The following is a 25,362-nucleotide window of genomic DNA, read 5'->3' as shown; positions in this document are numbered from 1 at the left end:
AAATCTTAAGCCGCATCCGGATAGAAGAGCGGCTGGCCGAACTTATCCACTCCGAACTCGCCGATGAATTTCTGGGTTTTTGCATGGGTTATGAAATTCATGAAGTCTGATGCCCCCTGATAGTTGACCTTTTCGAACTCATCCGGGTTGATTGTAATAACGTGGTAAGGATTGAACATGATATCCTCCCCCTCCACCATAATGCCCAGTTCAAGCGCACCCTTCATGGCAAGATAGGTGCCGCGGTCGGCCAATATGTAGGCGCCCTTGTTGCTGGCCAAAGTCAAGCTATCGCCCATGCCTTGACCGCTCTCAAGATAGTTATCCCACAAGGGCTCCATGGCGCCCCAGATCTTAAGCTCCTTTTTGTGGGTGCCCGAATTATCGGCCCGTGAGACGAAGACGGCCTTCTTCTCCATGATGGTCTTAAAAGCGTCGGCCACCTTCATTCCCCTAATCCCAGCCGGATCTTGTGCTGGGCCCAATAAGACATAGTCATTGTGCATAACGGCCTTACGGTCCTTGCCGAACTCGTTCTCCATGAAAGTCTCCTCATCGGCAGGGGCGTGGACCAGCAGAACGTCGGCATTTCCGTTGCTCCCCAATTGCATCGCTTCGCCGGATCCGACGGCCACCACTTTGACCTTATAGCCGTAGTCGGTTTCAAACATTGGGATGAGAACGTCCAAGAGGCCGCTGTCCTGGGTACTGGTGGTGGTGGCCAAGATCAGTTTTTCGCCTTTAGGCTCAGTCTTTTTAGCGGTTGGCGAGCAACCGATAAGGCCAAATAGCGTACTAAACATCAGTAGAGCTACAAAAACAGCCGAAATCGGCTTCTTAAAAGGCGTGTTAATCTTCAACTAAAAACCCCTTTTTTGACTATGGCACCAAAAATTTCGGAAAGGGATCGCCCTGCTAACCCCCTTTATTTTTTTGATTCCAACCTTCCTTTGGTCAGTTAGAGATTGGGCGCCTTCCGATTACAAAATATATATTAAGTAAGTGAAATAGAAAAGCTACAAAAACCCCTCAAAACGCAAGATACCGCACCCAAGCGGTATCTCTCTTGATTGAACGGTTAAATTTGCCGGATAATAAATCCTTATTTCTTCTCTTCGCCCTCGGCGTTTTCCTTCTTAACCTCGGTCTCTTCATCCTTGCCTTCGGCTCCCTTTTTGAGCTCGCGGATGCCCGAGCCAAGGGCCTTGCCGATCTCGGGAAGTTTCTTTGGCCCGAAGATGACCAAGACTATGACCAAGATTATTACAAGTTCCGGTATGCCAAGCCCGCCGATAAGACCAAGTAATGTCATTTAGATTTCCTCCCAATTTTTCAAAAAGACTCTGTATATATAGCACAAAGCGCAAAGGGCTGTCAAAGGGATTTACCCTTATTTAGCTGCTATTATCTCTTTCTCGATGAAGGCTGCTACCTCTACAGCCTGGCTGCTTCTAAATCTCTTGCTTCCAAAATCCTTTGCCTCGTCGCTGACCAGAGCTAAGATACTTGAAAGTCTCAAGAACTCTTCCTCGCCCTCAAGGCCCCTTAAAACCAGTATCTTGGAATAACCCTCCTCCTTGAAGCCCTCGACGATCACCAGGTCGAACGCTTCAAAATGAGCTTCGATCAGATCTCCAAGCGGCGGCTCGCCCTCAAGCTCTTTGATGAGGGCCAAGCGGTCATCGGAGACGACAAGGACCGCGCTCGCTCCCGCCCTTGCGTGTTTGTGCGAGTCCTTGCCCGGTTTATCTATCTCAAAACCGTGCCGCGCCCTTTTCACCGTGGCCACCCTATATCCCTTCTTGGTCAACTCCGGAATGAGCCCCTCAATCAGCGTCGTCTTCCCGCTATTAGATTTTCCGATGACGATGACCACCTTGGGCTTCATTCTATCTCTCCCGTAAGCTTCATCTCTCTTATCTCCCTGGCCCGCTCGAAATCGAGCGGGGTATTGATGTTGAAGAAGGTCAAGAAATCGGGATCTATCTTGGCCACCTCACCTTGGGCGATGACTTCGACTCTGACCTCACCAAAGAAGGAGATGACCTTCCTCTCACCCTTAGCCAAGGCCGCTTCGATATGAGGAATACAGGCCTTGGAGTAGAGAGCGCAGAGGGGCTCTAGGCCATTGGGCGATTCGCAGACGACCACATCGTTTCCGGCCGCCCGCCCGATCATCTCTTTTATCAAATCTCTGTTAACGAAGGGCATGTCGCAGGATACGACCAGATTATGTTCTGAGTTTGAACCCTTGAGACCGGCCAGAATCCCTGAAAGGGGGCCGAGACCGGCCGCCTCGTCCTGAACGGTTTTGACCTCATAGGCGGCTAACTTTTCGAATTGGCCGCCGGCTAGGATGATCTCGCTCGAAATGGGCCCGGCAAGATCGATCAGCTCGGCAAGGATGCTCTTATCGGAGAGCTTAAGGGCGCACTTGTCGCTTCCCATCCTCTTGCTCTTGCCGCCGGTAAGGATGATCGATGCAACATCCTTCATCATATCAACCGGCTCTGACCGGCCGGCATTTGGACTAGCGGCAGGTACCCCTTCTTTTTGGCGATCATGTCGAGTTTAATGGTGGCAACATCTTCCACCCTTGGGATTGGTTGGCGCTCGGCCATCCCTTCACCCACCAATTTGATATACCTCTTGCACTCGTTGCAGACTTCGAGCTGATGAGCTTGGTCTTCTTCAATGGAGAATAGGGTAAACCCCCGGCTCTCGGTATTGCCGCAGTGAGCACAGTGGATCCGCTGAATCCACCACTGCGTATTGCAGGCATCACAGCATAAGATCTTGAGTCCATCCTCTCTTCTCAATTTCGCGATAAAGGGCTTGCCGCCGCAGACCGGACAAATCTCTCTGCCCCAGTTATGGTGGTTGATCTTCGGTCTTAGACCTTGGGAAGAGGCATCATAGAATGGATTTAAGAGTTGCGTGGCCATGAAGAGAATGACAGACTTCTCTATCTCCCACTCTCTGGCCAACTGCTCAAAGAAACGATCGTCACCGGCTTCAAATTTCTCAACGAACGGGCCGACCTCTTCGATTCCCAATCCGCTGCCGCCCATGAGCCTGCCCAGACCGGCAATCTTCCTGGGGATTCTCTCATCGATGATAAGGGCTAACCGGGCGAGCATCTCTTTGAACAAGACCGGCGGGACCTCCCCCCTTGGCGCCGTCGGAAGCAAGGGCTCCCCCCGCTTCAAGGAGGCGTTTATCTCCTCCTCTGATAGCTCGGGCCTCAAGGGATCGATCCTCTCCAAATATTCCGACTGCAACTCAAAGATCGACCCAAAGAGGTCGAGCATCCCCTGCGGGGTCGAAAGGCTCTCCTTGTAGCGATCTATCTCTTCCTTGATATCCGTCTTTGACGGAGTCTTCTGGTCGAGCTTAAGAATTATCGGCACCTCCTATCCGAATCACATAAGGGGCCAAGGCCCCTTATGTGATAGATAATTATGTTCCAAATTTTAGAACATCACAAACCGGCTGCTCCATTCATCCAAGGCCGATCGTCTCGCCTCCCTTTCTGCCGTTTTTAAGTCTATCCTCCATAGAGGATGACCAAGCGGTAGAAAAATACCCCGATCAAGACGAGTATGGTCGAAGTGAGTTCCTTCTCTTTTCTGGTAGCTTCCAAGAATACCGGCGCCACGATTCCGACACCGACCACCCCTATCCAAAAGAGTATGGCCCAACCGCTCCACAGAAGAGCGCCGGCATGACTGCCTGAAGCCACCAGAAATACGACGATAGCGGCGGCCATGCCGAATATCGAAATCTTAAGAGCTTTAGAGACGGCAATCTCGGCCGCTTCGCCCCGCTCACCCCGCAGGATCAAGATGAGCCTTATGGCCGCAAGCCCGCTGGTGAAGGAGGCAGCCACCCAAGTGGCGGGGAGAAATATGCTGGCGCTCCAGAGGGGGACAGACTTGTCGGCCAAGACCACCCCGGAGTATCCCATGACTCCGACCCCAAGGAGCATGCCTATGAACGAGAGAAACTTCCTTAAGCCCTCTTTCCCTTGAAGGAACGAGAGTGACCTTCCCAATTCTTCCCTCTTTTTTAAATAAAGGAAGACCGGGCTGCCCCCAGCCAAGAGGATAGCCGGAACTATAACTCCGGCAACCAGGGTGAAGGAGATGAGCAGCCAGACCCCTTGGCTCATCGAGGAGATCGGCTTAAAGATCAGAAAGCGCCAGAAGAAAAAGACTCTCTGAAGCGGGAGATCGAGCAGAAGGGCCAAAAACGAGAGGGCCGTCAAGGGCAGGACCATCTCCGAGCCAAGCTCGGTTATCCTCCTAAGCCGGCCATGGCCGAAGAATTCGGCCATGGCTCCAATGAAGAAGGCGGCCCCGGCCATGCCTCCCGAGAACATCTCCAAAGCCAACAACCAGTTCCAATAATAGGTAGGTGCCATTTCCATTAGCTCTCCTCCTTCTCTTGTGGCTGAGCTGTCCTAAATATCGCCCACAAGGGAACGATGCCAAATATTCCGGCCGTAACCAAGCCTGTTAACCACTTGGTCAGCATGTCGGATGTTGAGATCTTGGGCGCTTCGGGAAGACCGTAGACCTTGGGGTCATCGAGTATAAGATAGATCGTTCCCGTCCCGCCGACTCCCTCCGGGCTGTATATTTGAGCTTTGGTCTCTCCCCGATCTTTAAGGAACTCAACTCGCCCGGCGGCGATCGAGAGTATCTCCTCTCTTTCTCCGAATTGGAGCGCATCGGTGGGACAGGTGGTAACGCAAGCCGGCTCGAGACCGTTCTTGACCCGGTCAACGCAGCCACGGCATTTGTAGGTCACCCCGGCCCGGCGGCCTCCGGGGATGATCTTATCCGCTCCCAGCCAATCGACCTCTTCTTTGGAGAGCCTCTCTCTGATGCGAGGGACCCCTCCCCAGAAAGGGCAGGCATAATGACAATTCTTGCAGCCGATACAGCGATCTTGGTCTATCAGGACGAATCCGGTCTCCTCATCCTTCTTGATGGCATTGGCGGCGCAGACATTTACACAGCTCGGCTTGGCACAATGCATACACCTCTGGCTTATGAAGAGCCACTTAAACCCCTCCGGCTCATTCTTCTCGACGAAGTCTATCAGATTCCAGGTCGTGCCATCCAGGGTCAAGGCGTTATAATCGCCGCCGATCTCCTTGACCCCGGCGGCCGCCAAGACATTCCACTGCTTACAGGCGACATAACAGGCGCGGCAGGCTGTACATCTTGAGGCATCGTAAAGTATCGCTTTGGCCATTTAACTCACCTTCCTTACGTCAACCAGAAACGCCTTGTACTCGGGGATCATGGTATTAGCGTCACCCACATGGGAAGTGAGCTGGTTGGCGCCGTAGTCAATCCTTTTGGGGCCGCCGGTTGAGAGTCCGCTATAGCCGAAACACCAGGGCAGTCCCACCAAGTGGATCAGTTTGCCATCAATCGTATACGGCTTTATCCGCCCGGTGATCATGGCCGAGGCTTGGACCGAACCACGCGCGCTAACCACCTCGACCGTATCGCCGGATCTTATCCCCTTCTCTTCGGCAAGTTCCTTGCTGATCTCGACGAACATCCCCGGCACCAAGTCGTTCAGCCACGGTTGGTTTCTGGTCATGATGCCGCTTTGCCAGTGTTCGGTGAGGCGGTAAGTGGTGGCTATGATGGGGTAATCGGAAGCGGTGCCTACCTTGTTATCCTTGTTGACTTCATGCCAGAGCTTGATGACCGGATTGATCTGCTGCTTCGACATGCCATTTTGAACCGGGCTCTCAAGCGGTTCGTAGTGCTCTGGGAAGGGACCTTCCTTGCGGGAAGCAAAGAGTTTGAATAAGCCCTCGTTCATCATGATAGCCGGCAGATCCCCGCCAAGGGCGCTTGGCGCTTTCGTCTTGGCGAAGTCGGGAATATCATTGCCGACCCAGAGGCCTGGCTTGCCCGTCTCTTTATCGATGGCGCTGCCATCCCACCAGACCTCGGGAAGATCCGGATTCCAGGGCCGTCCGTCCAGGTCGCAAGAGGCACGGTTATAGACGATCCGCCTGTTCACCGGCCAAGCGAACGCCCACTCGAGATTGTTTCCGATGCCCTCCGCCTCAGGAGTTCTTCTGGCCATGAGATTTTTTCCGTCAGGCGCAAAGGTCCCCGAGAAGAGCCAGTTGCCGCAGGCGGTCGTACCGTCGGCCGCCAGGGCGGTAAAGTTTTTGACCAGTTTGGTCCTATCGGGCCAAGTATAGCCGTTGCAAGCCTTCGCCACCTCGACCACATCGACCTCGCCCTGCGGGCTGGAATAGTCCCAATTGAGACCGGTTATTATCTCGGCGGCCTTGCCGCCCTCCTCAGCATAGAGTTTTTTGACCTCTTTTACGATCAGGTCGACGATCTCAAGATCGCTCTTGCAGTCACCCAGGGGCTCAGCGCACTTCTCGCGCCATTGGATCCAGCGGCCCGAATTGCTGATTGAGCCCGCCTTTTCGACTGAATCGGCAGCCGGCAACCTCCAGACCTCCGTCTGGATCTCTTTGGGATTTGCCCCCGGCCGCTTCCAAAAGCTGTTCGTCTCGGTCTCAAAGAGGTTGATGTCGACCATAAAATCCAGCTTATCCAAGGCAGCCCGCTCAATGTTGGAATTGGGGCCGCTTACGGCCGGATTCTGCCCCATGCAGAGAAGCCCCTTGATCTCGCCGGCATACATCGCCTCAAACATGGCTATGTGGGAGTAGCCGCCGCCCATGAAGCCTTTGCCGATCTTGGGTAGCCAGTCAAAGCAAAAGTCGCTCTCTGGGCTCGCCGCATCTCCCCACCACTCTTTAAGGAGGGAGACTATATACTTCTCGCCGTTTCTCCACCAGGAGATGGAGCCGGGGATGACATTTTTTACCGCCCGATCTACCGTAAAAGTATCGGCGTAAGCCCGGAAGGTATCCCCGGCCTTTGGAACTGCCAAGTAGGCCGGCAAGATATCGAAGAGCAAAGCATGATCGGTCGAGCCCTGAACGTTGGGCTCGCCCCTCAAGGCGTTCACTCCGCCACCCGGCCGTCCGATATTGCCCAGAAGGAGCTGGAGCATGGCGAAGGCGCGGATATTCTCCGTACCGACCGTATGCTGGGTCCAGCCCATGGCATAGAGGATGGTGCCGGCTTTTTTGGGATCGGCGGTCTCGGTAAAGGCCGCACAGACTTCAAGGAACTTCTCCTTCGGCGTCCCGCAGACCTTCTCGACCATCTCGGGGCTGTAGCGGGCCGCATGCTTTTTAAGAAGCTGGAAGACGCAGCTCGGGTCGGACAGGCTCATATCCCTTTTTGGCGCGTTGACCTTGCCTTCGGGCGCCTTCTCATCGTAGAGCTCTTCGGTCAGATATCCCCAAGACGCTTCGTCGTAGACCTTTTTTGACGCATCAAAGCCGCTGAAGAGGCCGTCCAAATCACCGGGCAACTTGAAATCGGGTTTGATTATGCAGCTAGCGTTGGTATAGTGTTTCACGTACTCTTCGTGATATTTGCCGTTCTCGAGGGCATAATTGATCATGCCCAAGATGAAGGCTATGTCGCTGCCCGGGCGAATGGGCGCGTATATGTCCGCTTTGGCCGCGGACCGGGTGAACCTGGGGTCGACCACTATGAGTTTCGCCCCTCTTTCTTCCATCGCCTTGGTGACCCACTTGAAAGACATCGGGTGATTCTCAGCCGCGTTCCCGCCCATAATCATGACCGAATCGCTGTTCTTGAGATCTATCCAATGGTTGGTCATGCAACCCCTGCCAAACGTCGGTGACAAACCTGCCACCGTAGAGGAGTGTCATATACGAGCCTGGTGATCGATATATACCAGGCCAAGCACTCTCATCGCCTTGACCCAGAGATAGCATTCCTCGTTGTTCACGGCGGCGCCGCCCAGGGCGGCCATCTTCTCAAGACGATTGACCAGATTCCCGTCAGCATCTTTCTCGATGAAGTGCTTGTCTCTAGTCTCTTTGATCTTCTTCGCTATGGTCTTGATCGCCTCATCCCAAGTCCTCTCCTCCCAGTCGCGGCCGCCCGGCTTGCGATAGAGCACACCTCTGTTTCTCTTGCCGGCGGTATCGGCGGCTACCTGAAACATCGAGGCTCCTTTGGGGCAGAGGCTGCCTTGGTTGGTCGGATGATCGGGATCGCCGATTATGGCAAGCGGATGCCCCTTCTCATCGGAGTAGACGATGGCCCCGCAACCACAGGAGCAATAAGGACAAATGGTATGGGCCATATTGGCCCCAGTCGTTCTGAGCTGTTCGGCTTCGGCGGCGGCAGCCGCCATATCGAAGCCGAACTCCACCAGAGTGGCTGTAGCCACCGATGAACCAGTAAGTTTTAGAAAGCTTCTTCGTGTCAACCTCACGCGTAAAATCACTCCCTTCTCAAACGTTCCCACACTCTCAAATCAATCCCAAAATTTTTCGCATCCCTAAACCAAAGAAACCGGTAAGAGATATCCCCCCCTCCTTTCTTCCCACCGTCAAAGCTGAGTTATGAGATCTTCAAAAAAGACCAATAAAAAGGAGGCCCATGGCAATTTGCCAAGGACCTCCTTTGCAAGTTAACAGGCAGGCATAGAAATTGCTTCCTACACCCTATCGCTCAGTCCTCCCAGTAGGAGGAGATGAGTCGGAGATTCTTGATTTTATTCTGTTATTCGATTAGCTATTGTAACTTTTGTTGCTTGATTTTAGTGTTACAACAAAATCCCTCAGATGTCAATGCCCAATTTTTCAAAGGCTCACAGAGGAGTTGTTTCTACGATTTAGAGCGCTTCCTTTTGCCGCTGCCTGAAAGGTAATAGAGGGTATAGAGGAGTTCCTTTAAGGGACTGGTGTTGTGGACTCTGACCGTCTTGGGGGCGGTTACGGTTACCGGGGCATAGTTTAAGATTATTTTGATACCAGCCTCGACCAATAGGTCGGCGATAGCCTGGGCGGCCGCGGGCGGGGTTGCGATCACGCCAACGGTAATATTCTTATCGATGACCTGGTCCTTCAGCTCCCGTAAATCGCTGACGATGAGCCCGCCTATCTTATTGCCGATCTTGGCGGGATCGTTATCGAAGACGGCTACCACCAAAAAACCATGCATCTTGAACTTGCCGTAACTTACTATGGCCGAGCCCAGATTTCCGGCCCCGATGACGGCTATCTTGTGCTGCTCGTCCGAGCCCATTATCTTCTTTATCTTCTCTATCAGATCGTCGGTATCATAGCCGACGCCCCGCTTGCCGAAGGAGCCAAAGAGAGCCAGATCGCGCCTGATCTCAGCCGGGTTGATGTCGGTTATCTCCCCGATATCCTTGGATGATACGGTGCTATGCCCATTCTTCTTGAGCTCCATCAAGCAATCCAAGTATTGGGCAAGTCTCTCTATGGCGCCCTCTGGTATCCTCTTCTTCAAATCGGCTAGTTCTCCCCCTCTTAAAGGCTTGTAACTTACTGTTTCAATTTAACATTTTTTGCCGCCGATTTTAATGGCTTTTTGCAAATTTAACAAATCTCTGGCCCATTTTGAATTTTGCGGAAAAGAGATTAAAATTATTGCTGTGCCATTTGCAGATAGCAAACCAGACCCTTGGATACGAAAGAGGCAACTTTATGAAGAAACGACTGATGGCAACCTTTGGCCTCATCGCGGTCTTACTCCTTGCCTCCTGCGCAAAGCCAGCAGGAGCAAAGTATAACCACCAGGGTAACTCAACCGAGAGACCCGTCTTCATCATGTTCACCTCGCCCACCTGACCGGCCTGCATAGAGATAAGGCCCGTCGTGGACGGGCTCTGGCAGAAGTACGGTGATAGGGTGGAGTTTAGGATCTTCGATGGTTCGGCTGGAGAGGGTGAAGATGAGGCTAGGCAGTTCAACGTGACATTTCTGCCGACCTTCGTCCTTTTGAGGACCGATGGAACCATCCAGGATATCGGCTACATCGCGGGAGAGGATTTGGAGAAAAAGCTTCTAGAGCTTCTAGATTGAAGGCTAGGAACCAAGCTCGCTCTTTATCTTGATCAGGCGGATGATATCCGTCCTGGTCACCAGGCCCACCAGCCTTCCATCCGCATCTACGACCAGAAGGTGGCCGAGCTCACCTGAGGCCATCTGCATTAAGGCATGGACGGCGTCGCTCTCCATGCTGATCGTGGTGGCCCCGGCCATGTGAGCTATATCGCCCGCCCGAACGCTCGGCCAACTCTCTTTGGGCACCTCTTTGACGTCGTGCAGGGTTACCACGCCCAATAATCTTCCATCATCCACCACGGGAAAGCGGCCGAAGCGATACCGCATGAAATACTCCTCGACCAACTCGGCCAAGTTAACCTCAGCCGAAGCGGTGACCACATTTGGCGTCATTAGCTCCGATACCTTGACTCCGGAAAGAGCCTTCTGTAGGACAACGTTCTGGTAACTGCCCTGGGCGGCTTGGCTCAAGAACCAGCCGATCATAATGGGCCAGATCCCGGCGATGATTCCGGCAAAGATCGATGCCACTCCCAAGAATATCAGAAAATAGGCGAGAACTTGACAGAGGATGGCTGCGGCCTTGGTGGCCTGTTTTATGTCGTCCAAGAAGTGCCAGAGAACGGCCCGAACTATCCGCCCCCCATCCAGAGGAAAGCCGGGCAACAGGTTGAAGATGGCCAGTGCCATGTTGAGATAGAAGATGTAATAGAGGAGAGTTTCGAAAGGACCGGCCAGGCCGAATCTTCGGGCCGCATTTAAGGCGAGGTAGAAGAGGGCCGATATCAGAAGACTGGTCAAGGGACCGGCCACGGCCATCTTAAGTTCCACGCCTGGAGCCGCGGGCTCGCTTCCCATTTCAGCCACCCCGCCGAAGATGAAGAGCGTGATCTTCTTGATGGGAAGATTGTTCGCCCTGGCTACAAAGGAGTGGGCTACCTCATGGAGTATGAGCGAGAAGAAGAAGATGAAGGCGGTTATGAAGCCGAGGGCCAGACTGATCCCAAAGGAGGTCTCCTCCAGATAGATGCCGGTGAATTGATAGAGGATGATGGCAAAGATTACCAGCCAGGTCAGATTGATCTCGATGTCGAAACCTAAGATGCGCCCGATCTTAAACGACGGAAGAGAGAACATCTTGCCCCCTTACCCTTTCGGTTTTCTAAACGTAAATGTCTTCGGCTCTTGCCAAGGTTTCCTATAGACCATTTCGACCTCGCCTAGCTCCTTGGCCTTGCCGTAGCGGGTGGTTAGCTCGGCCGCTTTCTTAAGTATATCATCACCCACTTCTCCTTTGATCAGCGTCAAGGGGCCGGGAAAGTCTTTGGCAAAAAGGATGGTATCGCCCTCTTCGGCCAGTTTCAAAAGATTATCATTCTCATTTTGGTCTCTGCCGACGATGACAAGAGCCCCGTCCAGCCAGAAGTGGCGCCCGAAACGTAAAACTTCAAGACTCTTTCGGCTCGGGTTTTCATTTCGTTTTAGAAGCTCCTTTAGCTTGTTTGAAAATCCGATATCGGTTAAAAGACATCCCCCGGCCGGGGCCGGAAACTCTTTCAACCCATACTTTTCGGCCAATTCAAGTTGAACCCTTCGCGAGCGGCCGCTGATACCCAAGAGCCTCTCTCTGTCGACCAAGCCCTCCCGTTCCGGGATCGTCTCGTCAAGCAGTTTGGCCGAGAGCGGACGAAGAAGATACCCCTCAAAGCCCGAGTCCTTCTCGACCAGCTTTAGGGCGTCCCTCCGCTGAGACATCGGTCTCTCGCCCAAGACCTCGCCGCTGATGATGAAGGAGGCGCCCGTCTCTTCCATTAATTCGCCGGCTACTTTAACCATCAGGGAGTGGCAGTCGATGCAGGGATTCATATTCTTGCCCCGCCCCCGCTTGGGTGATTTAACGACTTCAAAGTGCTCTTCTGTTATATCTTTGATTATTAAAGGAATTCCTATCTCTTTGGCCGATTTTTCGGCCGCCTTTGCGGAGAAGAAGGGGGTTACGAAGGTGACCCCGATAACCTCGATCCCTTGGTCCTCAATCAGTTTTACGGCCAAGATGCTGTCCAAACCGCCCGAGAAGAGGGCTATCGCCCTTAGCCTATCTGACTTCAACTTCTATGCCTTCCCGTTTCAATAGGGCGGCCGTAACCCCATCGCCCTGGATTAATCTCCCCTCGAAACTCCCGTCATAGACCTGGCCCACCCCGCAGGAGGGGCTCTTGGCCTTAAGGATTGCCCGCTTTATCCCCTTAGATTTTGCCGCTTCCACAAAGAGAAGGGCCGCCTTTAAAAATTTGTCCGTCACGTCGCGTCCGTCTTTTGTTATAACCCTGGCCCGCCCATCCAGCACATCTTCGCCGCTTGCCCCCAGTATCTCGGCCGGGATTCTGGGCACAGGGAGACCGGCCATCACTTCGGGGCAGATGGCAATCGCCCGCCCCTCTTGGACGAGGGCAAATATCTCTTCGTTTAGTCTACCCCGCCCATCGTATGAGCACTTGGCCCCGGCCAAACAGGCGCTGACTATATATTCATTCAAGATTTCACTTCCTGGACAGTCATTTAAGCCAATCCTAAGCTAACCTAAATCTTATATCCAAGACGAGCATTAAAGTGTAAGCGTCCATAACATATTGGACTTTTGGGCTGGTATAAAGTTGTTAACATAATAAGCGAGTGGGGAGAGCTTGTTAAGTCCTCTGTATGCTTTTTCAGTATTGTACCAAATAAGGTATTTCATTAGGCCGGGATTAAACTCGCTTGGTTCATATAGTTCATCCATATGCCAGCCGACGTGTTGCTTTTGGATGGTGGAAACGAATCTCTCAATATGAGCATTGATCTGTTGCATTAAGACTCCTCATGGGAGTCCAATATGTTTCAAAGCTTTTGCAGTTAGCTGCCGGTCTCCAGATGAGTTAACTACCTAACCGCCTCTATCTCTTGCCAAATCATCTCGATGGCTTTGGGGACGCAAGCTTTGACCTCATCGGAAAGGCCCATGCCGACGTCTATTACCTTGGGCATAAGACTGATGACTACCACTTGAGGAGGGATACCGGCAAAGGTTAGATCATCTAGGGCGGCAAAGAAGGCGAGCTGATCGAGGGATGTAACCTTCTTGGATATCGATTCTTTCACTTGATTAAGATCGCTTTTGAATAGGGTGGCGGGGGGAAGGTCTCTCTTTTGGACGTTGACCAGGATTACCTTATCATTCTCTTGCAGAAGGGGGGCGAAGTCGCGTCCAACCATCGAACCATCGACGGCGGTCACCCCTTCGGGAAGGGGCATTTTTGCCAATTCCTCGGCGACAAAGACCCCAAAACCTTCGTCTCGGAGCAGGATATTTCCCACTCCGAGAACGACGGTTTTAACTATTGCTTTCTTACTATCTGACGAGATTGAAGTTATCTCTAAGTCACCTTGAACTTCAAGATCTCGTTGGTCTCTGGGTGCACCACGTGCACCGCGCAACCAATTCACGGATCGAAGGATCTGACGACCCTAACCAGGTTGGTCGGATTGGTCACATCGGGAACCGGAGTTCCAATCAGAGCCGTCTCGACCGGGCCTCTAACCCCTTCATCATCTCGTGGCGAGCAGTTCCACAGGGTTGGCGAAGCGACCTGATAGCTCTTGATCTTGCTGTCCTCTATCTCCATCCAGTGACCCACGGCGCCCCGGTGAGCCTCGACTATACCGAAGCCCTTGCCGCTCTTGGGAACTGGGGTGTCGTTGCAGACCGGCCCATTTGGATCTAGCTGCATAACCCAGTCTTGCATGCCCTCGCAGACAAGCAAGCACTCATAGGCTCTAGCCGCATGCCTGGCCACAGCCGAAGGATGGACGCCAAGCGGCCCGATGATGTCGGCCAAGGTCTTCTTGCTGCCGCCGGCCAAGGTGACGCCGGGATCTTTGCCCTCGGCGGTGGTGACCAGCATCCTGGCTAACGCCCCAACTTCACTTGAGCGTCCATCGTAGCGTGGAGCCTTGATGAAGGAGTAGGCGCCTTCCTTGTTGACATCGGGTATCGTCTTGCCCTGAGAGGGGTGCAGATTGGTGCACTCGTCAGTATACTTGGAGTACTTGACGAACTCCTTGATCTTATCCGGATCCAAGGGGATGTGAACGAGCTCGCCGCCAGCGATGGCGCCGGAGCGCAAGAAACGATTCTTGTAATCGCCGGAGCGGCCCATGTCAAAGTTGCCATAGGCTAAGAAGTTGCCGGTTCCAAAGCCGACTTTGAGATCGTGGAGCGGCTTTAGGGGACCGGTGCCAAGGGTTAGGACATCCTGGACATATACCCTTCTCACCCATTCGGTTATCTCGGTAAGATATCTGTAAAACCTGGAGATCCTGTCGGCATCGACGCGGACGGTTACGCCACCCGGAACGAAGCTCGCGTGGTGGGGCATTTTGCCGCCGAAGATGGCCAGCATCTCCTGAGCTTTCTTCCTGACCTCCAAACCTTGCAGGTAGTGGGCCACAGCTGCGGTGACGATAGTCGGATCGCTGACCGAAAACTCATCTGGATCATAACGAGGAGTTAATGGACTGGTATCTCCCGCCTCGACCAGGGCCACCACTTTGCGCTTGACCTCAAGCAGGGCCGGATCATTTCCGGCGTAGCTGGCTACGGCCATGATGTCCAAATAATCCAAAGCGGCCAGGTGATAGAAGTGTAAAATGGCCGACTGGACGAAGTTGGCGCCGGAGATAAGATTCCTGATGATGCGGCCGTTATCGGGCACGTCGGCCCCAAAGGCCATGTCGAGTCCCTCGACCGAAGCGTACTTATGTTCGGCCGGACAGACGCCGCAGATCCTCTGGGTAATAATGGCAGCGTCGCGCGGATCGCGCCCCGTAAGGATGAGCTCGATGCCCCTAAAGAGGGTTCCGTTGCTCCAGGCATCCTTGACGACGCCGTTTTCTACCTCAACCTCAATGGCCAGATGGCCCTCAATCCTTGTTACCGGATCGACTACGATTCTCTCTGCCATCTATTCATCACCCTCTTTCGTTTTCTTGCCCGCCAAATACCCGCCGACGGCACCAGCGGCCACTCCGGCCACCGCGCCTAAGACGGCACCGGAAGAGGAACCTTCCGGCTCTGCGGCCGCATCCAGCCTCTCTTTGAATGCCAGAGTCTCCATAACGGGCGAATAGAGGGATATTATATTGCCGTCCTTATCCTTGAAATCGGGAAAGTCAGGTTCCACGCAGCCTGCACAGGGAGCCGATGCTCCAATGCAGTAGTTGGTTCCGCTATTCCAGAGGCGGATCGGGCAATCGGAATGGGTTATCGGACCGCGGCAGCCCTTGCCGGCCATGCAATGAAGCATGTCGGTCTCGTCCTGGCCGAACTCTTTGAGCCATTCTCCCCTCTCGTAAGCGTTGCGTCTCTGACAATTGTCGTGGATGAGCTTGCCATAGAAGAGCTTGGGGCGACCCTGAGCGTCCAGTTCCGGCGGTTTGCCGAAGAGGAGCAGATGGGTGACGGTTCCAACGATCCAGTCGGGGTGAGCTGGACAACCTGGGATGTTGACGACCGTGCCACCGACCACCTCTTGTAGGCCTTTGCATTCGGTCGGATTGGGATCTCCGGCCGGAACGCCGCCGTAAGAAGCACAGGTTCCAACGGCGATGTTGGCGATGGAATTGGCAGCCGCCCTCTTGATCATGTCCATGACGGGCTTGCCTTTGATGGTGTTGTACATGCCGCCGGCTCCAGTCGAGACTGAACCCTCCAGAGCAAAGACGTAACCGCCGCCGGCCACTGTATCCTCAAAGGCCTTCTCGGCCACGTCGCCCTGACCGGCCATAACGGTCTCCATATAGCGGACAGAGAGGATGTCTAAGACTATCTCGGCCGGGGTCGGCTGATCGGAGTTGACCAAGGATACGGTATCTCCGGTGCAGCTTGCCCCATTCAGCCAGAGAAGAGCCGGTTTTGCCTTGGCCCCCTCGATGGCCGAGGCGATCTGGGGAACGTACAATTCGGAGAGACCGAGAAGGGTGGCCAGGCTTGCCGAATATTTAAGAAATTCTCTTCGGCTCAAGCTTTTAAAAATATCTCTCAATTCACTTACACCTCCTTGTAGGTTTTGGGATTGCTTTTCATGCGAATATCCGTGTAGATAAGGAAAAAACCGGTTTAGCTTGAAGTTCTTTAGAAGCTTGTAAACATCGGTTACAAGGCCTTGAAAAAACTCCCCACCTCCTTATATGCGAAGCCAAACGTAAAGCCAAGAAAAGACCGGCTTAAATGGAAGAATAGGCCAAGACGGCGATCTTTGGGCGCCCATGCCAACTATTGGTAGCGGCAGTGTCCAAATCGAAGCCGAGCGACTTTCATCTGGACAGGTAGTCTAAGTAACCAGGGTTTTCAAGATGCATATATGGTAAAGAAAAATCCATAAAGTCGCCTTAAGGCGACTTCCAAGCGGATTTTCGTAATAAAACCCCTAAAAAAGACCGGAACTTTAAAGAAAATAACGACCTTAAACCGTACTTTTATTGATTGAGCTTACCGCCCAGAGCCAGCCTTGTCATTAGTCAAAATGGCTAAAAACATATAGTCAAATTTGTTATAATTGCACAAGGAAAGCGAGTCCCAAGGGACGAACGCGCTTTAGTGGAACGGGGGGAAGATCCCATATGAAAGAGATGGCAAGACCGAGCAATCAAAATCACGAAGAGAGACTCGCTTTCGACCTGGTCTCCATGAGCGACGAAACTGATATGGACTCGATAAACATCATGAGCCAGCTCCTCTCCTTCGACATCAGCCGTCCGCTCGCGACTATGGTCATCGATTGGAGCGGCTTTCGGAGGGAGGATAATCTGGGGCCGAAAGAGGAGAAACTCTTGGCCTCGATCTCGGCCTTCTTCGGCCAGACCAACCACCTTTCCGCCCGGATGGGAGGCGGCGGAGCCTTTGTCATAAAGAGCCTTCAAATATCCGACGCCTCGGTAAGCGATCCCTTTGACCGCCACATCTTGAGATCGGGCGAGATAGTGGGCGAACTGATCGAGGTCGGAGGCGCCCTCTTTGAATACCTTAAGACCAAAGATAAGGTCGAAACCTCCATCGGCATCGGCAACTACTATTCGGCGACAGACTCGGCCAGACGCTCCTTTAAGGAAGCCGTGCTGGCCCTAAAGATCGGGCGAAGCAGGGGTATGATAAGCGGGATATTTCACGCTAAGGACAACTCGCTGACAAACCTCTTAGCATCGATAGACTTTACCGAGAGGGAGAACTACTGCGCCGGGGTCCTGGGCGCGATCGAGGGTGAGGGTGAGCTCATAAGGACGCTCGATGTCTTCTTCGAAGCCGATCTAAACATTACGACCGCCTCAAGGATGCTCTTTGCCCACCGGAACACCCTTATATATAGACTAGGGAAGATTTACGATCTGACCGGGCTGGACCCCAAGAGTTTCAAGGACGCGGCCGTCCTCTGCGCCGCCTTGAAACTTTGCCAATTGAGCAGGGAAAATTTGGGATAAGATCAGCAGATCCTGGGGAGCTGTTCGCCGACCAAAAGATCGACCAACCTAGCCGTGCCAAACGGTGTCCTCATGAAGACCTTCTTCTTCGGCGTCTCGACGACCTCGCCGATTATCGCGGCCTCTCTCCCTTCCGGGCGAGTCCGCATCGCTTCCAAGACCTTCTCAGCATCGCTCTTGGCCACCACGGCCAAGAGTTTGCCCTCGTTGGCAACGTAGAGGGGGTCTAAGCCTAGAAGCTCACAAGCCCCCTTTACCTCGCTTTTTACCGGGACATTCGCCTCTTCCAGGCAGATTCCAACATTGGATTTTGCTGCGATCTCATTTAGGACGGTGGCCAGCCCGCCCCTGGTCGGATCCCTAAGGACACGAATATTGCGGCTCACTTTCATCATGGCGGCAACCAGATGATTCAAGGGAGCACAGTCGCTTAGGATATCGGTCTCGAAACGGAGACCCTCCCTCTCGCTCATTATAGATATCCCATGATCACCGATGGTGCCCGAGATTATGATGAGGTCTTTGACCTTGGCTTTGGAAGCCGATATATCGACGGCGTCCTCGATGAAGCCGAGGCCGGCCGTATTGATGAAGAGCTTATCGGCCGAACCCGCCTCGACCACTTTGGTATCTCCGGTAACTATCTCTACCTTGGCCTCTTCGGCTGCGACCGCCATCGACCAAGCGATCCTCTTGAGATCGGTGAGGGGGAAGCCGGCCTCAATCAGAAAGGAGGCGCTCAGATATCTAGGGGTCGCCCCGCTCATGGCCAGATCGTTGACCGTTCCGCAGACGGCCAGCTTTCCGATGTCTCCCCCCTTGAAGAAGATGGGATCGATGACGTAGCTGTCGGTGGTGAAGGCGACTCTACCCTTTTGGGGCGAGATGACGGCCGAGTCGTCCAGCTTATTTAGGATGGAGCTCTTAAAAAAGGGTAGAAACACCCCGCTCACAAGCTCGGCCGAGAGTTTGCCTCCGCTCCCGTGACCTAGGGTGATGATATCTTGGCTATCTTGAGTCATCTTCACCTTCCTTCAAAATGGCCTCTCCCTCGTATCTGTAATAGGCGGCGCAGCTTCCTTCGCTCGAGACCATGCAGGGACCGACCGGACGCTCCGGCCTACAGGCCTTGCCAAAGAGCTTGCACTCGAAGGGGAGCTTGACCCCCCTTAAGACCTCGCCGCAACCGCACCCCTTGACCTCCCTTGCCTCGGGAAGATCAACACTGAGAGCCTTGGTTATGTCGAAACGGCCAAATTCCTCTCTCAGGGCGAGTCCGCTCCCATCTATCACGCCAATTCCCCGCCAGTTGGCCGAGGCCACCTCAAAGACCTCGTCCATTATCTCCCTTGCCCGCTCGTTGCCCTCCCTCTTGACCCCACGGCCATAGTCGATCTCGACCTTGGACTCGCCCGCTTCTATCTGCTTAATCAGCATATAGATGCCCATCAGGATATCGGCCGGCTCAAACCCGGCTATCACACAGGGTATCTTGTGCTCGGTGGCAATAAACTCGTAGGGACGGCTGCCGATGATGGCGCTGACGTGACCTGGGCAGAGGAAGCCGTCCAGCTTTATCTCCCCCAGACTTAAGAGGGCAGCCATCGCGGGCGGCACCACCTTGTGGACAGAGTAGATGAAATAGTTTTTGAGCCCTCGCTGCTTGGCCTCAAGGATGGAGAGGGCTACCGTCGGAGCGGTCGTCTCGAAACCGACGCCGTAGAAGATGACCTTGTTTTTGGGATTATTCTCGGCAAGCTTGACGGCGTCCAAGGTGGAATAGACAACTCGCACATCCGCCCCTTTGGCCGCGGCCTCTCCAAGACTCTTAAATGAACCCGGCACCTTCATCATGTCGCCGAAGGTGGCCAAGATGACTCCCTCGCTTTCGGCAAAGGCTATGGCCCGGTCGATATCGCCGGTGGCCGTGACGCAGACCGGACAACCCGGCCCTGAGATTAAGGATACGGTTTTGGGAAGGAGCTGACGCAGACCGTTCTTGGAGATCGAGACGGTATGGGTGCCGCAGACCTCCATTATCCTGGCTGGCTTGGTCGATATCTCTTTTATCATTGCAACCAGACCCTTTATGGAATCGGGCTGCCGATATTCGTCAATGTATCTCATCTTGGTGGGCAAGCCTCGCTATCTCGTCCAGTTCTTCAATCTCTTTCAAGAACTCCATCGTCTCCTTGGCCGACTCCTCATCGACCGGAGCGATGGCGTATCCGGCGTGAACCAGAACGTAATCGCCGACCTGAACCTCGCCGATCAGGTGGAGGCCGATCTCCATCTTGACCCCGTTCACCTCGACGTCGGCCATCTGGTTATCCTTCATTTCAACTATCTTACCGGGTACGGCCAGACACATAATTGCCTCCTTGAAAAGTTCATCAAATCCTCAAATTGAAATTGGCCACCGCCGCCTGGCCAAGCGAGATGCCCCCATCGTTTGTCGGAACGAGCTTATGAGTATAGACAGAGAAGCCGAGAGCTTCAAGCCGAGAGATAAGTTTATTACTTAGCAGCCGATTTTGGAAGACCCCGCCGCTCAAAGCGACCTTATCTATGCCGGTCGCCTCAGATATCCGCTCGCAGATAAGGGCTGAGAAATCGACCACGGCGCCATGAAACTTTGCGGATATGACTCCCGTCTCCTCGCCATAATTGAGATCGGAGACCATGGCCTCGATGAGGGGGCCCGCGTCCACCGCCCAGACGGGATGGGAAGAGCCCTCTTTCTCTGTGGCCGTAAGCGTGAAGGGATAGGCGCCCTCCTCGCTCAGGCTTGCGGCCGCCTCGAGTTCTATGGCCGCTTGCCCCTCGTAGCTAACCCTCTCCCTTATGCCGATAAGGGCGGCGGCGGCGTCGAAGAGGCGGCCCATGCTGGAGGTCGGCGGGCTGGCTATCCCCCGCTCGACCTGGATCTTGATATTCTCCATCTCTTTATCATCCATCCGCTTTAGAAAGTCCAGTTTAAGATGTGATAAGTCGGGGCCGAAATGATTGATAAGATGGCTTAGGGCCATCCGGTAGGGCGCCCTTATGGCCGCATCTCCCCCGGGCAGAGCGACCTCCTTTAGGTGGCCGAGGCGGCTAAAGCTCTTGAGATCACAGAGGAAAAATTCACCGCCCCATATGCTTGAATCGGTCCCAAGCCCGCTCCCATCGAAGGCGAGCCCTATGACCTCATCTTCAAGACCATTTTCGACCATGCAGCTTGTGATGTGGGCATGGTGATGTTGAACGGCTACGAGCTCCACCCCGTCCATTGATTTGGCAAATTTAGTCGTCATGTAATCCGGATGGAGATCGTGGGCGACGATTTTGGGCCGGATGGCAAAGAGCTTATTATATAGACTGAGAGTCTCTTCGAAGTGAGAGAAGGTCTCCATGTCCTCCATGTCTCCAAAGTGCTGACTTACGAAGGCGTATGAGCCCTTGGCCAAGGTGAAGGTGTTCTTGAGCTCCGGTCCGACGGCCAGAATCGGTTTCGAGTCATAGGTGAGATTTATGGGAGCGGGCGCATAACCCCTGGCCCTTCTCACGATCACCTCTTGACCGTTTGTGACCTCGGCAACCGAATCGTCGTAGCGGGAATGGATGTCTCGGTCGCTTAAGAGAAAGTGGTCGGCGATCGAAGAGAGCCGCCCCAAGGCCTCCCCGTTCTTGTAGGCGATCGGCTCTTCGCTAAGATTGCCGCTCGTCATGACGAGGGGGAGGTTCACCTCCTCCATGAGCAGGTGGTGAAGGGGCGTATAGGGAAGCATGACGCCGAAACGATCGACGGCCGGAGCGATGGAGGCGGCAAGCCCGCTATGCGGCCTTTTCTCAAGAAGGAGGACCGGTCGTTTTGTGCCAAGGAGTATCTCCTCTTCCTTACCTCCTGCAAGAGCGTGCTCTCTCACCTGCGCAAGGCCCCCCATCATCACGGCAAAGGGTTTTGCCGGGCGACGCTTCCTCTTTCTAAGCTCGCTTACGGCCGCCTCGCTTTGAGCGTCGCAAGCGAGCTGAAAGCCGCCCAGGCCCTTGATCGCAACTATCTTGCCCTCTTTGAGCAGCCTTGCCGCCTCTTTGATTGGGTCATCGGGGTCAATTTCTCTATCTCTGCCGCCAGCTGTCAGCTTTCCGCTCCCCACCAAAATGAGCTTGGGGCCGCAGACCGGACAGGCATTGGGCTGGGCATGGAATCTGCGGTTCAAGGGATCGTTATATTCCGAGGCGCAAAGAGCGCACATCGTAAACTTTTTCATGGTCGTCTTATCCCGGTCGTAAGGAAGATCTTCGATGATGGTGAAGCGGGGACCGCAATTCGTGCAGTTGGTAAAGGGATAGCGGTGTCTTCGGTCGGCTGGGTCGAATATCTCGGAAAGGCAATCCTTGCAGGTTGCGATGTCCGGCGAGACCAGAGTCGATTTCGCCTCGTCGGCCTCGCTCTCTTCGATGGTGAAATCAGAGTAGCCGGCCAAGGCCATATCCTCCACCTCGAACCCGTCGATGCTGGCAAGCGGCGGAGCTTTGGGTCTTACCTCCTCGATGAAGCGCTTAAGAGCGCGCTCTTCTCCCTCGACCTCGATGACGACGCCTTTGGGGGAATTTGAGACCCAACCCTTAAGATCGTGTTCATGGGCGAGACGATAAATGAGGGGGCGAAAACCGACTCCCTGAACGACCCCGCTCACAAGGAGTCTCTTCCTCTTTTTTCTGACGGAATTAAAGGTCATAATCGAGAATTTTAGCAGGTTTTAGGGGCTCGGGCTAATCAAAGAAGGAGGTGTCAATTGATCTCGGCCGAGAGGAAGGCATCGACCACCGTGGGGTGGAACTGGCTGCCGCTATTTTTTATCAGTTCCATCTTCGCCTCCTCGACCGAGAGGGGTTTTCGGTATGGTCGGTTTGAGGTCATGGCATCATAGGCGTCGGCCACGTTGATGATGGCGGCTCCAAGCGGGATGTCGTCGCCGGCAAGACCGACCGGATAGCCGGTGCCGTCCGGCCGCTCGTGATGATAGAGAGCAAAATTTATGACGTTGCTGGAGAAAGCGACTGGCTCCAGAATCCTCGCCGAAATCAGAGGATGCTCTCTGACCACTTCCCATTCGACATCGGAGAGAAAACCGGGTTTGGTTAGGACGCTCTCGGCCACCCCGATCTTTCCGACATCGTGCAGATTGGCCGCCATCTCAATATCTTCGAGCTCGTTTGAGTTCATATTCATAGCTCTGGCGATACCTATGCTTATCCTGGTAACACGCTCGGAATGACCCCTGGTGTAGGGATCTTTGGCATCGACGGCCATGGCCAAAGATTGGACTGTATTTAGAAGTCCCTGTTTGACATCCTGATAGAGCTTGGCGTTCTCGATGGCCACCCCGACATGGGAGGCTAGGATTGTAAAGAGACGAAGGTCGCTCTGGCCGAAGGTCTCGCCCTTGTTGTTGTTCAGGTTGAAGACGCCTATTGTCTTGCCCTTGGAGATAATGGGAACGCAGAGAGCGTCTCTAATCTTTTTCTTCCTCTGATATTTGTGGAAGCGGGTATCCTTCATGTCCTTCTTGAGCAGGAGCGGCTCGCCCGTCTTGGCCACGTAACCCGCAATCCCCTCGCCAATGCCTTCTTTGAAGCTCATATACTTCTTGGGCAGATTGACCGAATATACGACGCTCAAATAGGAGGCCTCATCATCGAGAAGCATTATCGAGCCGGACTCCGCCGTCAAAAGCTGCTTGATGCTGCCTAAGCTGATCTTCAAGACCTCGTTCAAATCGAGGGATGAGCTTATTTTGGAGGTGATATCGGAGAGCGCCTTGAGTTCAAACATCCGACGCTTTAGATTCTCTACGACCGACTTTTCGACCGTTATATCCTCATAGACCGCAACTATCTTCTTGTTCTGTAGAACCTCGCCTATCCTGGAAGCGGTGACCGAGCAGATTATCTCCCTGCCATCCTTGCGAACGCAGGTAAACTCCTCGCGGTGGCTCTTATCTTTCTCAAGGACGAGGTAGAAGAGAGAGCCGATCCTTTTGTAATCATCTTCATCCCGATAGAGCACCCTGGTACTCTGGCCAATAAGCTCTTCCGGCCTCCAGCCGAAGACATCGAAGGCGGCATCGTTGGCAAAGATTATCTTGCGGTTCTCTATGCCGATGACCGCATGGGAGATAGCCTTAAGCAGGGAGTCTCTCAGAAGTTTTTCGTGCTGAAGATCGTCGATATTTACCGAAGCGTGACTTGCTTTGCGAAATCTAAGGGCGATTAGATCGATGCTCCTTAAGGGCTTGATGTCGAGGAGGCTTGGACTCTCACCCTGGTCCTTCTTGATCAGGGTAACCTCCAGGCACTCTTTATCGCTTATGGCTCCCTTTTTTCGCCTTTCAAGAAGGCCACTAACCGCCGCAAGATCGCTTTCGGAGATAATTTTTTTAAGGTATGCTCCTTGGATTTCGTCCTTAGCGTAGCCGCTAACCTCTTCAAATTGCCGGCTTGACATGATGATCTTCCCGTCGGACGAAACGAGCAAGACCCCACAGCTATTAACATCTAAAAGATCGTCCCCCAGACTGGGAATCAAGATGGCACCGCCTTAATCCGGTTAGACCGACATTGTCCCCCTTGCCCCCGTGCTTACGTGGGTAAGATGTTTTTGGGTTTTAGTATTATCGACCGATTTAAGTTCAATCTTTATGCCTGAAAAAATATTTACTATAAATTAACTCGATTTGACCGGACTTGGGTTGTGCAAGCATTTGTGTGTAAATTCCTCTAGCCCACCCGGGCTGGCTCTTCCTCTAACTCCATATCATGCAACAGATTCATATCCATGTAGCGGCGCCTAGCCCAAGCATCTGAGATATATCTAAGTTGCCTGATCTCACGGTTGACTCGCTCCATTAAATTGTTGCTTGCGATATAGCGCTCGCGGTGGGGCGGAAACGAATAAAAGGTTGTGGTTCGCCTCAATACCGTTCTCAACAACCTCGGCTGCTTTGGTGAGCCGGCAAGACCTAAGCTTATCTGCCGCCTCTTTGGCTTTTGACAGAGCGGCCTCTCTTGATTCTTGGGCAAAAATTGCTTTGAGCATTAAGGCAACATCGGCCGACTCCCTCCTGGGCACTTTTGAGAAGACGTTTTGCATGAAGTGGACTTTGCATCTCTGGTAGCGGGCCGACGGAAAACATGCTTTGGCCGCCCCGAGGTGGGCTCGCATCTCCGCCTCCATGATCTCTTCAAGGGTCTCCCCCGCGGCTTCGCGAACCCTTGTATCGATGAAGTCCCCGATTGCCTCTTTGCTTACAAAGCTGTCGGATATGAGCCCACCAGCTTGAACTAGTAGCTAAGTGGAGTTACCCCGTTTCTGTTGACACCTTAACTACGCACAACGGCTTCTGCCGCTCTCTCCATCAGCATTCTCTCATACCCGGCTGGGCTTATGTATCCCAAAGATGAATGAAGCCTTAAAGGGTTGTAGAATCCTTCAATATATCTGAAGATAGCAAACCTTGCTTCATCTTTGGTTTTGAAGCGATTTCTATGGACAAGCTCGGTTTTGATCGTGGCCATGACAGATTCGGCCGCAGCGTTATCATAGGCGTCGCCTCTGCTTCCCATCGAAGCTATAATCTTGGAGTCTCGAAGTGTCTTGCCGAAGACAAGGCTTCGATATTGTCCGCCTCTATCTGAATGATGAACTAGCCCTGGACCAGGACGTCTCATGGCGACCGCCATACCAAGCGCATCGATGACGATATCGGCCTTGAGATCATCTCTCATCGACCAGCCAACTATCCTTTTGGTAAAAACATCCAGCACGGCCGCCAGAAACAACCAGCCCTCCCAAGTCGGAATGTAGGTGATATCAGCCACCCAGAGCT

General features: G+C 53.5%; 25 protein-coding genes and 1 riboswitch. Of the genes, 3 read left to right on the top strand and 22 right to left on the bottom strand.

All coding sequences use genetic code 11. The features are described 5' to 3' along the window. Window positions 1-5: 5 nt before the first annotated feature. The 9 genes from QMD53_03060 to QMD53_03020 form a co-directional block, all read right to left on the bottom strand. Entirely contained in the window at window positions 6-860 is an 855-nt protein-coding gene (locus QMD53_03060; protein ID MDI6799637.1) for a substrate-binding domain-containing protein, read from the bottom strand. Between the two features lie 242 nt (window positions 861-1,102). Beyond that, entirely contained in the window at window positions 1,103-1,294 is a 192-nt protein-coding gene (gene tatA / locus QMD53_03055) for a twin-arginine translocase TatA/TatE family subunit (GenBank protein ID MDI6799636.1), read from the bottom strand. A 96-nt stretch (window positions 1,295-1,390) separates the two neighbouring features. After that, the gene (gene mobB, locus QMD53_03050) at window positions 1,391-1,888 is read right to left on the bottom strand and encodes a molybdopterin-guanine dinucleotide biosynthesis protein B (GenBank protein ID MDI6799635.1); all 498 of its coding nucleotides are present in this window, start codon (window positions 1,886-1,888) and stop codon (window positions 1,391-1,393) included. After that, window positions 1,885-2,496, bottom strand: coding sequence for a molybdenum cofactor guanylyltransferase (locus QMD53_03045; protein MDI6799634.1), 612 nt, complete (start codon window positions 2,494-2,496; stop codon window positions 1,885-1,887). The genes mobB and QMD53_03045 overlap by 4 nt, the downstream gene beginning before the upstream one ends. Next, complete coding sequence (locus tag QMD53_03040; protein MDI6799633.1) at window positions 2,496-3,410, bottom strand: formate dehydrogenase accessory protein FdhE; 915 nt, start codon at window positions 3,408-3,410, stop codon at window positions 2,496-2,498. The genes QMD53_03045 and QMD53_03040 overlap by 1 nt, the downstream gene beginning before the upstream one ends. A 137-nt stretch (window positions 3,411-3,547) precedes the next feature. Next, window positions 3,548-4,429 (bottom strand): polysulfide reductase NrfD, encoded by an 882-nt coding sequence (gene nrfD, locus QMD53_03035; GenBank protein ID MDI6799632.1) that lies wholly within the window; start codon window positions 4,427-4,429, stop codon window positions 3,548-3,550. Then, window positions 4,429-5,262: a 4Fe-4S dicluster domain-containing protein gene (locus QMD53_03030; GenBank protein MDI6799631.1), complete on the bottom strand. Its 834-nt coding sequence runs from the start codon at window positions 5,260-5,262 to the stop codon at window positions 4,429-4,431. Before QMD53_03030 ends, nrfD begins: the two co-directional genes overlap by 1 nt. Next, window positions 5,263-8,376 carry a formate dehydrogenase-N subunit alpha gene (gene fdnG / locus QMD53_03025; GenBank protein MDI6799630.1) on the bottom strand — a complete coding sequence of 1,038 codons (3,114 nt, stop codon included), beginning with the start codon at window positions 8,374-8,376 and terminating at the stop codon, window positions 5,263-5,265. It abuts the gene before it with no gap. 170 nt (window positions 8,377-8,546) lie between these two features. After that, window positions 8,547-8,660, bottom strand: a riboswitch (molybdenum cofactor riboswitch). A 111-nt stretch (window positions 8,661-8,771) separates the two neighbouring features. Continuing rightward, window positions 8,772-9,419, bottom strand: a complete 648-nt coding sequence (locus QMD53_03020) for a redox-sensing transcriptional repressor Rex (GenBank protein MDI6799629.1) — start codon at window positions 9,417-9,419, stop codon at window positions 8,772-8,774. A gap of 197 nt (window positions 9,420-9,616) precedes the next feature. On the opposite strand from QMD53_03020, the gene QMD53_03015 reads away from it, so the two are divergent. Together QMD53_03015 and QMD53_03010 are read left to right on the top strand one after the other, a co-directional pair. Next, the gene (locus QMD53_03015) at window positions 9,617-9,760 is read left to right on the top strand and encodes a hypothetical protein (GenBank protein MDI6799628.1); all 144 of its coding nucleotides are present in this window, start codon (window positions 9,617-9,619) and stop codon (window positions 9,758-9,760) included. 27 nt (window positions 9,761-9,787) lie between these two features. Continuing rightward, a complete protein-coding gene (locus tag QMD53_03010) occupies window positions 9,788-9,994 on the top strand; it encodes a hypothetical protein (protein MDI6799627.1) in 207 nt (68 codons plus the stop codon). 3 nt (window positions 9,995-9,997) lie between these two features. Here QMD53_03010 and QMD53_03005 read toward each other — a convergent pair whose 3' ends face one another. From QMD53_03005 to QMD53_02980, 6 genes are all read right to left on the bottom strand, one after another. Then, window positions 9,998-11,113 (bottom strand): site-2 protease family protein, encoded by a 1,116-nt coding sequence (locus QMD53_03005; protein MDI6799626.1) that lies wholly within the window; start codon window positions 11,111-11,113, stop codon window positions 9,998-10,000. Between the two features lie 9 nt (window positions 11,114-11,122). After that, window positions 11,123-12,085 (bottom strand): tRNA 4-thiouridine(8) synthase ThiI, encoded by a 963-nt coding sequence (locus tag QMD53_03000; protein MDI6799625.1) that lies wholly within the window; start codon window positions 12,083-12,085, stop codon window positions 11,123-11,125. After that, entirely contained in the window at window positions 12,072-12,515 is a 444-nt protein-coding gene (locus tag QMD53_02995) for a DUF523 domain-containing protein (GenBank protein MDI6799624.1), read from the bottom strand. The genes QMD53_03000 and QMD53_02995 overlap by 14 nt, the downstream gene beginning before the upstream one ends. 380 nt (window positions 12,516-12,895) lie before the next feature. Further along, entirely contained in the window at window positions 12,896-13,330 is a 435-nt protein-coding gene (locus QMD53_02990; GenBank protein ID MDI6799623.1) for a hydrogenase maturation protease, read from the bottom strand. Between the two features lie 59 nt (window positions 13,331-13,389). Beyond that, entirely contained in the window at window positions 13,390-14,976 is a 1,587-nt protein-coding gene (locus tag QMD53_02985) for a nickel-dependent hydrogenase large subunit (GenBank protein MDI6799622.1), read from the bottom strand. Then, entirely contained in the window at window positions 14,977-16,056 is a 1,080-nt protein-coding gene (locus QMD53_02980) for a hydrogenase small subunit (GenBank protein MDI6799621.1), read from the bottom strand. Window positions 16,057-16,633: 577 nt separating this feature from the next. On the opposite strand from QMD53_02980, the gene QMD53_02975 reads away from it, so the two are divergent. Further along, the gene (locus QMD53_02975; protein ID MDI6799620.1) at window positions 16,634-17,488 is read left to right on the top strand and encodes a helix-turn-helix domain-containing protein; all 855 of its coding nucleotides are present in this window, start codon (window positions 16,634-16,636) and stop codon (window positions 17,486-17,488) included. 2 nt (window positions 17,489-17,490) lie between these two features. Here the strand turns inward: QMD53_02975 and hypE are convergent, their stop codons facing one another. From hypE to QMD53_02940, 7 genes are all read right to left on the bottom strand, one after another. Continuing rightward, window positions 17,491-18,510, bottom strand: a complete 1,020-nt coding sequence (gene hypE, locus QMD53_02970) for a hydrogenase expression/formation protein HypE (protein ID MDI6799619.1) — start codon at window positions 18,508-18,510, stop codon at window positions 17,491-17,493. Then, on the bottom strand, window positions 18,497-19,615 hold the full coding sequence (gene hypD / locus QMD53_02965; protein MDI6799618.1) for a hydrogenase formation protein HypD: 1,119 nt from the start codon (window positions 19,613-19,615) through the stop codon (window positions 18,497-18,499). Before hypD ends, hypE begins: the two co-directional genes overlap by 14 nt. Then, a complete protein-coding gene (locus QMD53_02960) occupies window positions 19,602-19,859 on the bottom strand; it encodes a HypC/HybG/HupF family hydrogenase formation chaperone (protein ID MDI6799617.1) in 258 nt (85 codons plus the stop codon). Before QMD53_02960 ends, hypD begins: the two co-directional genes overlap by 14 nt. Before the next feature lie 22 nt (window positions 19,860-19,881). Continuing rightward, on the bottom strand, window positions 19,882-22,212 hold the full coding sequence (hypF, locus tag QMD53_02955; GenBank protein ID MDI6799616.1) for a carbamoyltransferase HypF: 2,331 nt from the start codon (window positions 22,210-22,212) through the stop codon (window positions 19,882-19,884). Between the two features lie 53 nt (window positions 22,213-22,265). Beyond that, window positions 22,266-24,062: a PAS domain S-box protein gene (locus QMD53_02950; protein ID MDI6799615.1), complete on the bottom strand. Its 1,797-nt coding sequence runs from the start codon at window positions 24,060-24,062 to the stop codon at window positions 22,266-22,268. 300 nt (window positions 24,063-24,362) lie between these two features. After that, a complete protein-coding gene (locus QMD53_02945) occupies window positions 24,363-24,710 on the bottom strand; it encodes a transposase (protein MDI6799614.1) in 348 nt (115 codons plus the stop codon). Window positions 24,711-24,856: 146 nt separating this feature from the next. Next, the coding region (locus QMD53_02940; GenBank protein ID MDI6799613.1) for an IS3 family transposase at window positions 24,857-25,362 on the bottom strand (506 nt) is incomplete at its 5' end.

The sequence above is a fragment of the Actinomycetota bacterium genome, assembly GCA_030017835.1.
Taxonomy (GTDB): Bacteria; Actinomycetota; Aquicultoria; order UBA3085; family Oleimmundimicrobiaceae; genus Yes70-04.
This window is presented reverse-complemented; position numbering and strand designations above follow the sequence as displayed.

What these genes read in the sequence shown, in the direction of transcription:
- mobB (MDI6799635.1), bottom strand. Translation starts at nt 1,888, where the DNA reads ATGAAGCCCAAGGTGGTCATCGTCATCGGAAAATCTAATAGCGGGAAG.
- QMD53_03045 (MDI6799634.1), bottom strand. Translation starts at nt 2,496, where the DNA reads ATGAAGGATGTTGCATCGATCATCCTTACCGGCGGCAAGAGCAAGAGG.
- nrfD (MDI6799632.1), bottom strand. Translation starts at nt 4,429, where the DNA reads ATGGAAATGGCACCTACCTATTATTGGAACTGGTTGTTGGCTTTGGAG.
- QMD53_03030 (MDI6799631.1), bottom strand. Translation starts at nt 5,262, where the DNA reads ATGGCCAAAGCGATACTTTACGATGCCTCAAGATGTACAGCCTGCCGC.
- QMD53_03015 (MDI6799628.1), top strand. Translation starts at nt 9,617, where the DNA reads ATGAAGAAACGACTGATGGCAACCTTTGGCCTCATCGCGGTCTTACTC.
- QMD53_03005 (MDI6799626.1), bottom strand. Translation starts at nt 11,113, where the DNA reads ATGTTCTCTCTTCCGTCGTTTAAGATCGGGCGCATCTTAGGTTTCGAC.
- QMD53_02975 (MDI6799620.1), top strand. Translation starts at nt 16,634, where the DNA reads ATGAAAGAGATGGCAAGACCGAGCAATCAAAATCACGAAGAGAGACTC.
- hypE (MDI6799619.1), bottom strand. Translation starts at nt 18,510, where the DNA reads ATGACTCAAGATAGCCAAGATATCATCACCCTAGGTCACGGGAGCGGA.
- hypD (MDI6799618.1), bottom strand. Translation starts at nt 19,615, where the DNA reads ATGAGATACATTGACGAATATCGGCAGCCCGATTCCATAAAGGGTCTG.
- QMD53_02960 (MDI6799617.1), bottom strand. Translation starts at nt 19,859, where the DNA reads ATGTGTCTGGCCGTACCCGGTAAGATAGTTGAAATGAAGGATAACCAG.
- hypF (MDI6799616.1), bottom strand. Translation starts at nt 22,212, where the DNA reads ATGACCTTTAATTCCGTCAGAAAAAAGAGGAAGAGACTCCTTGTGAGC.
- QMD53_02945 (MDI6799614.1), bottom strand. Translation starts at nt 24,710, where the DNA reads ATGGAGGCGGAGATGCGAGCCCACCTCGGGGCGGCCAAAGCATGTTTT.